The sequence below is a fragment of the Streptomyces sp. NPDC054770 genome, assembly GCF_053611985.1.
Genome location: NZ_JBSHBL010000152.1, coordinates 1 through 10,026, shown reverse-complemented (window position 1 = coordinate 10,026; position 10,026 = coordinate 1). Strand labels below are relative to the sequence as shown.

Here is a 10,026-nt window from a genome sequence, read left to right as displayed (position 1 = left end):
TCGGCAGCCCGGCCCGGAGCGGCCGCCGGTCCAGGCGGCCGTGACCGAGGGGGCGTGGCTCAGGCCGCCGTGACCTTCACCGGCTCGGTGTCCGCGTCGCTGTGCCGCTCGGCCCAGCTCTCCAGCGCGGTCCGGCAGGCGTGGTCGAGGTGGTGCAGCCCGGAGAGGTCCACCCGGATCGGGCGGTCCTGGGGCAGCGCCTCCAGGCTGTCGAGGATCTTCGGCAGCCGCAGGAAGGTCGCGTTGCCCGACAGGTAGGCGTCGATCGGCCCCGAGCCCTTGTCGACGACCTCCAGTTTCAGGTGCGAGGCCTCCCAGGCCGTCTTGACGATCGACAGCGCGAGCCCGATCAGCACGCCCTCGAACATGCTCACCGCGACGATCGACACCGCCGTGACGACGAGGATGAGGGCCTCGCCCCGGTGCTCGCGCCACAGCACGGCCAGCGCCCGCACCGGGATCAGCTTGGCGCCCGAGTAGACCAGGATTCCGGCGAGCGCCGGGATCGGGATGTAGCCCAGGACGCCCGGCAGCAGGGCCGCGAACAGCAGCAGCCAGACGCCGTGCAGCACCCGGGACGCCTTGGTGCGGGCGCCCGCCTGGACGTTGGCCGCGCTGCGCACGATCACTGCGGTCATCGGCAGCGCGCCGAGCACCCCGCAGAGCGCGTTGCCCGCGCCCTGGGCGACCAGTTCCCGGTCGTACTCGGTCCGCGGACCGTCGTGCAGCCGGTCCACGGCCGCCGCGCTGAACAGCGACTCGGCGGACGCGATCAGCGTGAACGCGACGATCGTGCCGATCAGCCCGACGCTCGCCAGCTCGCCGAAGGCGCTCAGCGGCGGCGGCTGGACGGAATCCAGCAGCCCGTGCACCTCGACGGTGGCCACCGGAAGGCTCAGGAAGAAGGCGGCCAGGGTGGCGAGGCCGACGGCGGCCAGCGGTCCGGGGACCGTCCGTACCTTCGCCGGGGCGTGCTTCCACAGCACCAGGACCGCGATCGTGCCCGCGCCGAGGGCGAGCGAGGCCAGCGCCTCGCCGTCCCCGAGGGCGTCCAGGAACGCCGCGGGCAGTCCGGCTATCTTGCCGGGGCCCGACTCGGGGGCCTTGGTGGCGAGCGCCGGATACAGCTGGCCGGCGATCAGCACCAGGCCGATTCCGGCCAGCATGCCCTCGACGACCGAGATCGAGATGGCCCGGAAATAGCGCCCCAGCTTCAGGACGCCCATGGTGATCTGGAGGACGCCGGTGGCCAGCACGATCACCCCGAGCAGCGGCAGCCCGAACTCCCGTACCGCCTCGAAGACGAGCACGGTCAGCCCGGCGGCCGGCCCCGACACCTGAAGGCTGCTGCCCCGCATCAGCCCGGTGACGAGACCGCCCACGATGCCGGTGACCAGGCCGAGTTCGGCCGGGACACCGGAGGCCACGGCCACGCCCACGCAGAGCGGGAGCGCGACCAGGAACACGACGAGGGAAGCGGCGAAGTCCTGGCGTATGTAAGGGAATTTGGTCATCGCGGCGCTCACAGGGCCTCGAAGGTGTCGGTGCCGGCGCGGTGTTCGCGCACGGCACCGGTGTGGACCTCGTAGTACCAGCCGCGCAGGGTCAGTTCGCCCGCCGCCAGCTTCTTGTCGATGCAGGGGTACGAGCGCAGCCGCAGCAGCTGGGCGAGCACGTGGTTCTGCACGCCCTCGGCGACGGCCGGGTCCTCGGCCGCCCCGCTCGGGCGCGGCTCGGCGCTGGCCAGCCAGTCCCGTACGGCGGGTACGGCGGTCAGGTCGTCGCCGCGCACCAGCGCGCCGACGGCACCGCAGTGCGAGTGCCCGCAGACGACGATGTCGCGGACGCCGAGCACCTCCACGGCGTACTCGATGGTGGCCGCCTCGCTGGTGGGGTGGACCGAGACGTACGGCGGGACGATGTTGCCCGCGGTGCGCAGCTCGAAGAGCTCGCCCGGGCGGGCGCCGGTGATCAGGGCCGGGACGACCCGGGAATCGGAGCAGGTGATGAAGAGCACCTGTGGAGACTGGCCTTCGGCGAGCCTGGCGAACTCCTCAGGGCGCTGTCCGAACGTACGGGCGTTGTCGATGAGGGGCTGCATGGTGTGTGGACTCCTCCTGGCGCGCTACAGCGGCGCGTCGGGCTTGCACGACGGTGGTGGGGGGATGGCGAGCGTGGCGAGCCGGGGCGGAGCCCGGCAGAGCCCGCCCGGTCAGCAGCGGAAGACCTGAAGCGTGGCCGGTGAGTGGGCTCTGGACGCTCTTGACGTGCCGTGGTGCCTGGCTGTGGGAGGCGCCGAGGCGCGTATGGCCTCGGTGTGCCGCGCGCTGTGCGGGCGGTCGTCCGCACAGCCGGCGGTGGCGCTGCGATGGCGGTCGACGGTCTGCGGCGGGCTGGGCGGCTCACCGCAGCGGCCGTGGTCGCGGAGGGTGTACGAGGTGGAGGTGTACGAACCGTCGCGCACCGCCTTCGCCTTCGCCGAGGACTTCGGCCCGGGCTGGGCTTTGGCCTCGGCATGACTGAGGGTGTGCGCGGCTGTGAAGGTTGCCGCGGGCGCGAAGAACTGGACGGCGAGCAGGGCGGCGGCCAGGAGCGAGAGCACGGTCCGGGCCGTCGTACCTCGGAACATGAGCCCCCCTCGCGGCAGTTCGCGCCTCTTGTGTGCACCAAGCACAAGTCAATGGTTGGTCAAGAAACACGTTAACCCTGCAAAGTTGTTTGCAGGGTTAAATCGGTGTTGCGAGCCGAAGAGAGCGTGAAAAGTGCCGGTGGCGTGGCCTGATCGGGCTCTTGACCCGAGGGGGCTTGATCACGTACTGGGCCGGTCCGACGAGGCCTACTCGGCGGCCACGAGCTCCTTGGCGTCCCTGGCCAGGGCGGTGAGCCGGGATATCGCGCGGAAGTACTTCTTCCGGTAGCCGCCGTTCAGCATCTCCTCGCTGAACAGCTGGTCGAAGGGCAGTCCTGAGGCCAGGACCGGGACCTCGCGGTCGTAGAGCCGGTCCGCGAGGACCACGAGCCGCAGCGCGGTCGACTGGTCGGGCACCGGCTGCACGTCCGTCAGGCAGACGGCGCTCAGGCCGTCGGTCAGCGCGCCGTACCGGCTGGGGTGCACCTTGGCCAGGTGGTCCAGGAGGTGCGGGAAGTCGTCGAGCGAGGCGCCCGGGGTGGCGTACGCCGCCTTCGTCACCTGCTCGTCGGAGTGCGGCGGCGGCGCCTCGGGCAGGCCGCGGTGGCGGTAGTCCTCGCCGTCGATGCGCAGGGCGCGGAAGTGGGCCGACAGGCCCTGGATCTCGCGCAGGAAGTCGGCGGCGGCGAACCGGCCCTCGCCGAGCTTGCCGGGCAGCGTGTTGGAGGTGGCGGCGAGTGCGACGCCGGCGTCCACCAGGCGGCCGAGCAGCGTCGACACCAGGACGGTGTCGCCGGGATCGTCCAGCTCGAACTCGTCGATGCACAGCAGGCGGTGGCCGGAGAGGGTCTGCACGGTCTGCTGGAAGCCGAGGGCGCCCACCAGGTTGGTCAGCTCCACGAAGGTGCCGAACGCCTTCAGCGCGGGCTCGGCCGGGGTGGCGTGCCAGAGCGAGGCGAGCAGGTGGGTCTTGCCGACGCCGTACCCGCCGTCGAGATAGACCCCGCGCGGCCCGGCGGGCACCTTGGCCGCCCTGGCCTTCCCGAAGCCGAAGAAGCCGCGCCTGCCGCCGGCCACCGCGTGCGCCCCGCCGAGACCGCCGGCGAACTCCTCCAGGACCCGGACGGCCTCGGTCTGGCTCGGCTGGTTCGGGTCCGGGAGGTAGGTGGCGAAGCGGACCGAGTCGAAACGGGGTGGCGGCACCATCTCGGCGACCAGCCGGTCCGCGGGCACGTGCGGCGAACGGGCGCACAGCGACAGCGGGGCCACGTCGGCTATGGGGCTGACCTCGGATGCGGCGGGAGAAGAGGACACGGTTACCCATGCTAGTTGCCGTGCCACACTGCACGACATGCGACGCCTGTTCCCTGTGACCGAACAAACACCAGCCCGGGCCCACGGCGGATTGGCCGAGGGGGCGGGGCCGGACGGTGGGGCGAGTGCCTCCGGCGGTCTGGCCGAGGGGGCGGGGCCGGGGAGTGGGGCGCGTGCCGGGGCGGGGCGGGTCGGTGGTGGCTCGGCGGATGCCTCCGGTGGGGAGACGGCGGGCGGGGGCGGTCCGGCTTTCGGCGGGGCGGGCGGTTCCGGTTCCGGGGCTGCCGGCCGGGAGTGGAGTCTTGCCGAGCTGGCCCTTGCCTACGCCTATCCCGAGTCCGCCGGGCGGGAGGTCTGGCTGCGCGCCAACATGGTGTCGACGCTGGACGGGGCCGGTCAGCACGACGGGCGGTCGCAGCCCATCTCCGGTGCGGCCGACATGCGGATCTTCGGCACTCTGCGAGGGCTCGCGGACGTCGTCGTCGTAGGCGCGGAAACGGTACGGCAGGAGGGGTACCGGCCGGTACGCGAACGGGCGGAGTTCGCGGGGGCCCGGGCCGCGGCGGGTCAGGCCCGGGTTGCCGCGGTCGCCGTGGTCACCGCGAGCCTCGACCTCGACTTCTCGCTCCCGCTGTTCACCTCGCCCCTCGTGCCCACGCTGGTCCTGACCGGCGCCGCGGCCGCCCCCGACCGCGTCGCCGCCGCCGAGAAGGCCGGCGCCCGGGTGGTGATCGCCGGTGACGGCGTCGGCGTCGACCCCGCCCGCGCGGTCCACGCCCTGGCCGGCCTCGGCCACACCCGGCTGCTCACCGAGGGCGGCCCCCGGCTGCTCGGGCAGTTCATCGCCGCCGGCGTCCTCGACGAGCTGTGCCTGACGGTCTCCCCGATGCTGACGGCGGGCGGCGCGCAGCGGATCGCCGGGGGACCCGGTGTCGCCGTACCCCGACGCTTCGAACTAGTGTCCCTTCTGGAAGAGGCCGGATTCCTGTTCGGCCGCTATCGCCGGTCCTGAAATCGGCGGAATATCCCGTTCCGCTTAGCTTTCGGCGGGCAAACTGAATCCGGCAGTACCCGTGCGATCGCGGGGCAGGATGGTTTCCGCAGGGGTGCCGGCCCCACGGAGGACAGAGGGTCGAGCGGCCCTCTAGGGAGAAGAGGCGCCTGGTGTTCACAAGCGTTCTGATGATCGAGAAGGCCCTGACGTCCGCCGACGTGGAGTTCGTCACGACCTTGCACGGGGACGAGCAGGTCGCCTTCCACGTGCTGCTCCAGCCGCGCGGCGACCAGGCGGATCGCCTGCTGCGGGCCATCGACGACATCGCACTCGGCGAACTCGACGAGGCGGCGCGCGAACGGGAGACGCCGGAGGGGGACGCGGCGAAGGGGCCGGCCGAGCAGGCGCTGGACGTGTCCCTGACGGCCCTGCGGGCGGCGGGCAGCGCGGCGGAGGGGCGGATGGTCGAGGACCACCCGCTGGACGCGCTGCGGAAGCTGGTGGAAGAGGTGGGCGCGGACGAGGTGATCGTGCTGACCGATCCGCACTATGTGGAGGAGTTCTTCCACCGGGACTGGGCGTCGCGGGCGCGGCACAAGGTGGGCGTGCCGGTGCTGAAGCTGTTCTCGCACAGCAAGGCGTAGGCGCCGTTGCGGTGTGGGGTGCGGTGCGTCGGCGGGTGCGGGTGCGTCGTGGCTGGTCGCACAGTTCCCCGCGCCCCTTTCGGGGCGCTGATGCTCGCGCCCCTTGCAAGGCGCGCGGTGTCCGAGCGCATAGGCTAGGCCCGCTTTCGCACGTCACCGTCTCTGGGAGAAACACATGGCACCCGGCCTTCCTTCCGCCATGGAGCGACCGCACTTCATCGGGATCGGCGGCGCCGGGATGTCGGGGATCGCCAAGATCCTCGCTCAGCGCGGGGCCGAGGTGGCCGGGAGCGATGCCAAGGAGTCGGAGACCGCCGGGGCGCTGCGGGCGCTCGGTGTCACCGTGCACATCGGGCACGCCGCCGGGCACCTCGCCGACGACGCCAGCTGTGTCGTCGTGTCCTCGGCGATCCGCAAGGACAACCCCGAGCTGGCCCGCGCGGCCGAGCTGGGCATCCCGGTGGTGCACCGTTCGGACGCCCTCGCCGCCCTGATGGACGGTCTGCGTCCGATCGCGGTCGCCGGCACGCACGGCAAGACCACCACCACGTCCATGCTCGCGGTGTCCCTGACCGCGCTGGGCCGCGGCCCCTCCTACGCCATCGGCGGCGACCTGGACGCCCCCGGCTCCAACGCCCTGCACGGCGCGGGCGAGATCTTCGTCGCCGAGGCGGACGAATCCGACCGCAGCTTCCACAAGTACGCGCCCGAGGTCGCCATCGTCCTCAACGTGGAGCTCGACCACCACGCCAACTACGCCTCGATGGACGAGATCTACGAGTCCTTCGAGACCTTCGCCGGCCGGATCGTGCCCGGCGGCACGCTGGTGGTCAACGCCGACCACGAGGGGGCGCGCGAGCTGACCCGGCGGGTCGCCTGCAAGGTGCGGACGGTGACGTACGGCGAGGCCGCGGACGCCGACGTCCGGGTGCTGTCCGTCGTACCGCAGGGTCTGAAGAGCGAGGTCACCGTCGCGATGGACGGGGCCGAGCTGACGTTCACGGTGTCCGTGCCCGGTCGGCACTACGCGCACAACGCCGTCGCCGCGCTGGCCGCGGGCGCCGCCCTCGGGGTGCCGGCCGCCGAGCTGGCGCCCGCGCTCGCCGCGTACACGGGCGTGAAGCGGCGCCTCCAGCTCAAGGGCGAGGCGGCCGGTGTCCAGGTCATCGACTCCTACGCCCACCACCCGACCGAGATGACCGCCGACCTGGAGGCCATGCGCGCCGCCGCCGGGGACGCGCGGATCCTGGTCGTCTTCCAGCCGCACCTGTTCTCCCGCACCCAGGAGCTGGGCAAGGAGATGGGTGACGCGCTGGCCCTCGCGGACGCCTCGGTCGTCCTCGACATCTACCCGGCCCGCGAGGACCCGATCCCCGGGGTCACCAGCGAGCTGATCATCGAGGCCGCGCGGGCCGCCGGCGCCGACGTCACCGCCGTGCACGACAAGGACGAGGTCCCCGCCGTGGTCGCGGGAATGACGAAGCCCGGTGATCTGGTTCTCACCATGGGCGCGGGCGACGTTACCGACCTGGGCCCGAGGATCCTGGAACGCCTGGCGAAGTGAGGGGCTGAGAGTCATGTCGTACGACGTCGAGAAGCCGGATGAGCAGTGGCGGGCGGAGCTGTCGCCGGCCGAGTACGCCGTGCTGCGTCAGGCGGCGACCGAACCGGCCTTCAGGGGTGAGTACACCGACACCAAGACCAAGGGCGTGTACTCCTGTCGCGCCTGCGGTGCCGAGCTGTTCACCTCCGACACGAAGTTCGAGTCCCACTGCGGGTGGCCGAGCTTCTACGACCCGAAGGACACCGACGCGGTCGAGCTGATCGAGGACCGCACCCACGGGATGGTCCGCACCGAGGTGCGCTGTGCGCGGTGCGGTTCGCACCTCGGGCACGTGTTCGAGGGTGAGGGGTATGCGACCCCCACCGACCAGCGGTACTGCATCAACTCGATCTCGCTGCGGCTGGCCGCCGACGAGAGCTGAGACCGGGGGCGGTCAGGGGAGCCGGACCGGGCTGGGCAGGAGTGCCCGGGACGGCACCGGCCGCCACTGGAGGTCTCCGGCCGCGTCGCGCACCACGCGGCCGAAGGCCTGGTCCCCGAAGTGGAACGCGAAGGCGTAGGTGCGCGGGGCGAGAAGCTGGTCCAGGAGCGTCCTGCGGGCCTTCAGCACGCCTTCGACGTCCACGTCCGGCCCGGAGGGCCACTCGGGGTGGGTCACCTGGGCGGGTGTGTGGAAGGCGTCCCCGAGGACCAGGATCCGCCTGCCGCGCGAGGCCGAGACCACGTATGTCGTGTGCCCGGGGCTGTGTCCCGGAGTGATCAGGGCGGTGACGCCCGGCCACACTTCGTCGCCGTCGTCGAACTCCCGCAGCACGCGGGACATCGGCACCATGAACCCGTCCCAGGACGGGGCTCCCACCTTGATCTCGCCCCGCCAGAACGGGCCCCATTCGGCGGCCGCCACCAGGTAGCCGGCGCGTGGGAACGCCTTGTGCAGCGCCTGGTCGCGGTCCGGGACGAAGCCGACGCCGGTGTGGTCGGTGTGCAGGTGGGTGAAGGCCACGGTGTCGACGGACTCCCGGGGCACCCGCAGCGCCCGCAGGGTCTTCAGCAGGGCGCCTCCTCGGGAGACGCCGAGCGTCGGTGACAGGACGTTGCCGCCGAGGCCCACGTCGATGAGCAGCCTGCGCGGGCCGCGCTCGACGAGAACACCGCCCGCCGACGCGGCGATCCGGCCGGAGCGGGTCAGCGCCTCCGGGTGCTGCTGCCAGTAGGCCGCGGGGACGGCGGGGAGAAAACCCGTTGGGTCCAACTCCATCGCGGCATCGACGACATACGTGAGCCTGGTGTCTCCCAACGTGAAGGAACGGACGGCGGACTGGTCGTTCAGTGCACCGGTCCGGGGGCGGGCGGCGTGCGCGGGCGAGGCGTTCAGGAGCGGTGCGGACAGCGCCGCCGTGGTCGCGAGCGCGGTACGCAGCAGCCCGCGGCGCGGGAGGCCGGGGACATGGGGCATGGCGGAACTCCTGTGGTGGAGGGGGAATCCGGCTTGTCGGACGGCCGGCGGTCAGCCGGTGTTGCGCAGGCCGGCGGCGATGCCGTTGACGGTGAGGAGCAGGGCGCGGGCGAGTAGCGGGTCGGCCGGCTCTCCCGCTGCCGCCGCGTCGCGCTGGCGCTTGAGCAGGGTCACCTGGAGGTAGGAGATCGGGTCCAGGTAGGCGTCGCGGATGCTGAAGGTCTGCCTGAGCACCGGGGTGGCGTCCAGCAGTTCGGTCTCACCGGTGATCTTCAGGACCTCGGCGACCGTCAGGTCGTGCTCGGCCCTGATGGTGTCGAAGACGTGCTTGAGCTCGTCGGGGACGAGGGTGTCGACGTAGTGCTGGGCGATCCGCAGGTCCGTCTTGGCGAGGGTCATCTCGACGTTGGAGACGAAGTTGCGGAAGAAGTGCCACTGCTCGTGCATCTCGTCCAGGACGGTGTCCCCTTCATGCCGCAGGCCCGCCTCGCGCAGTGCCTTGAGGCCGGAGCCGACGCCGAACCAGCCGGGGACGATCTGGCGGGACTGGGTCCAGCCGAACACCCAGGGGATGGCGCGCAGTCCGTCGAGCGAGACGCCGGAGCCGGGGCGGCGGGAGGGCCGGGAGCCCAGGTGCAGGTCGGCGAGCTGGTCCACCGGCGTCGACGCGAGGAAGTACGTCGGCAGGTCGGGGTCCTCCACCAGGCGGCGGTAGGCGGCGTGGGCGGCATCGCTGACGACGTCCATCGCGGCGTCCCAGCGGGCCAGGGCCTCCACGGACTGGCGGGGGGACGTGTGCAGGGCGGAGGCCTGGAGGGTGGCCGCGACCGTCAGTTCCAGGTTCTCCCGGGCGAGGGAGGGGATGAGGTACTTGTCGGAGATGACCTCGCCCTGTTCGGTGACCTTGATCTCGCCTTCCAGGGTGCCCCAGGGCTGGGCGAGGATCGCGTCGTGGGAGGGGCCGCCGCCGCGGCCGACGGTGCCGCCGCGGCCGTGGAAGAGGCGCAGCCGGACGCCGTAGCGGTGGGCGACGTCGCGCAGCCGGCGCTGGGCGCGGTGGATCTCCCACTGGCTGGTGGTGATCCCGCCGAACTTGGAGGAGTCGGAGTAGCCGAGCATGACCTCCTGGACGTCCCCGCGCAGTGCCACCAGGCGGCGGTAGGAGGGGTCGGAGAGCATGTCCTCCAGGATGGTGTCGGCGGCCTTGAGCTCGTCGGTGGTCTCCAGGAGCGGCACGATGCCGACCTTCGCCCAGCCGGCGTGCAGGTCCACCAGGCCCGCCTCGCGGGCGAGGACCGCGGCGGCGAAGACGTCGTCGGCACCCTGGCACATCGAGATGATGTACGACTCGACGACCTCGGGCCCGAAGACCTCCAGCGCCCGCTTCACGGTCTCGAAGACGCCCAGGGTCTTCGCGCCGGCCGC

At 72.1% G+C, this 10,026-nt stretch carries 10 protein-coding genes; 4 read left to right on the top strand and 6 right to left on the bottom strand.

Annotated elements, in window-relative coordinates; translation table 11 throughout:
- Window positions 1–59: 59 nt before the first annotated feature.
- The 4 genes from ACWGKQ_RS51250 to zapE all read right to left on the bottom strand — a co-directional run bounded on the left by ACWGKQ_RS51250 (window position 60) and on the right by zapE (window position 3,943).
- Window positions 60–1,514: a SulP family inorganic anion transporter gene (locus ACWGKQ_RS51250; RefSeq protein WP_453299015.1), complete on the bottom strand. Its 1,455-nt coding sequence runs from the start codon at window positions 1,512–1,514 to the stop codon at window positions 60–62.
- Window positions 1,515–1,522: 8 nt separating this feature from the next.
- Complete coding sequence (locus ACWGKQ_RS51245) at window positions 1,523–2,101, bottom strand: carbonic anhydrase (protein WP_453299014.1); 579 nt, start codon at window positions 2,099–2,101, stop codon at window positions 1,523–1,525.
- A 111-nt stretch (window positions 2,102–2,212) separates the two neighbouring features.
- The gene (locus ACWGKQ_RS51240) at window positions 2,213–2,629 is read right to left on the bottom strand and encodes a hypothetical protein (RefSeq protein ID WP_453299013.1); all 417 of its coding nucleotides are present in this window, start codon (window positions 2,627–2,629) and stop codon (window positions 2,213–2,215) included.
- Between the two features lie 207 nt (window positions 2,630–2,836).
- Entirely contained in the window at window positions 2,837–3,943 is a 1,107-nt protein-coding gene (gene zapE, locus ACWGKQ_RS51235) for a cell division protein ZapE (RefSeq protein ID WP_453299012.1), read from the bottom strand.
- A gap of 310 nt (window positions 3,944–4,253) precedes the next feature.
- Here zapE and ACWGKQ_RS51230 point away from each other — a divergent pair, with 310 nt between their 5' ends.
- From ACWGKQ_RS51230 to msrB, 4 genes are all read left to right on the top strand, one after another.
- Entirely contained in the window at window positions 4,254–4,955 is a 702-nt protein-coding gene (locus ACWGKQ_RS51230) for a pyrimidine reductase family protein (protein ID WP_453299016.1), read from the top strand.
- A 152-nt stretch (window positions 4,956–5,107) separates the two neighbouring features.
- The gene (locus tag ACWGKQ_RS51225; RefSeq protein WP_350790500.1) at window positions 5,108–5,581 is read left to right on the top strand and encodes an indole-3-glycerol phosphate synthase; all 474 of its coding nucleotides are present in this window, start codon (window positions 5,108–5,110) and stop codon (window positions 5,579–5,581) included.
- A 175-nt stretch (window positions 5,582–5,756) separates the two neighbouring features.
- Window positions 5,757–7,145: a UDP-N-acetylmuramate--L-alanine ligase gene (gene murC / locus ACWGKQ_RS51220; RefSeq protein WP_453299011.1), complete on the top strand. Its 1,389-nt coding sequence runs from the start codon at window positions 5,757–5,759 to the stop codon at window positions 7,143–7,145.
- Between the two features lie 13 nt (window positions 7,146–7,158).
- Window positions 7,159–7,566 (top strand): peptide-methionine (R)-S-oxide reductase MsrB, encoded by a 408-nt coding sequence (msrB, locus tag ACWGKQ_RS51215; protein ID WP_366362609.1) that lies wholly within the window; start codon window positions 7,159–7,161, stop codon window positions 7,564–7,566.
- Window positions 7,567–7,578: 12 nt separating this feature from the next.
- On the opposite strand, the gene ACWGKQ_RS51210 is transcribed toward msrB, so the two are convergent.
- Window positions 7,579–8,601: an MBL fold metallo-hydrolase gene (locus ACWGKQ_RS51210; RefSeq protein ID WP_453299010.1), complete on the bottom strand. Its 1,023-nt coding sequence runs from the start codon at window positions 8,599–8,601 to the stop codon at window positions 7,579–7,581.
- A gap of 51 nt (window positions 8,602–8,652) precedes the next feature.
- Window positions 8,653–10,026: phosphoenolpyruvate carboxylase (locus ACWGKQ_RS51205; RefSeq protein ID WP_453299009.1), on the bottom strand; the 1,374-nt coding region annotated here is incomplete at its 5' end.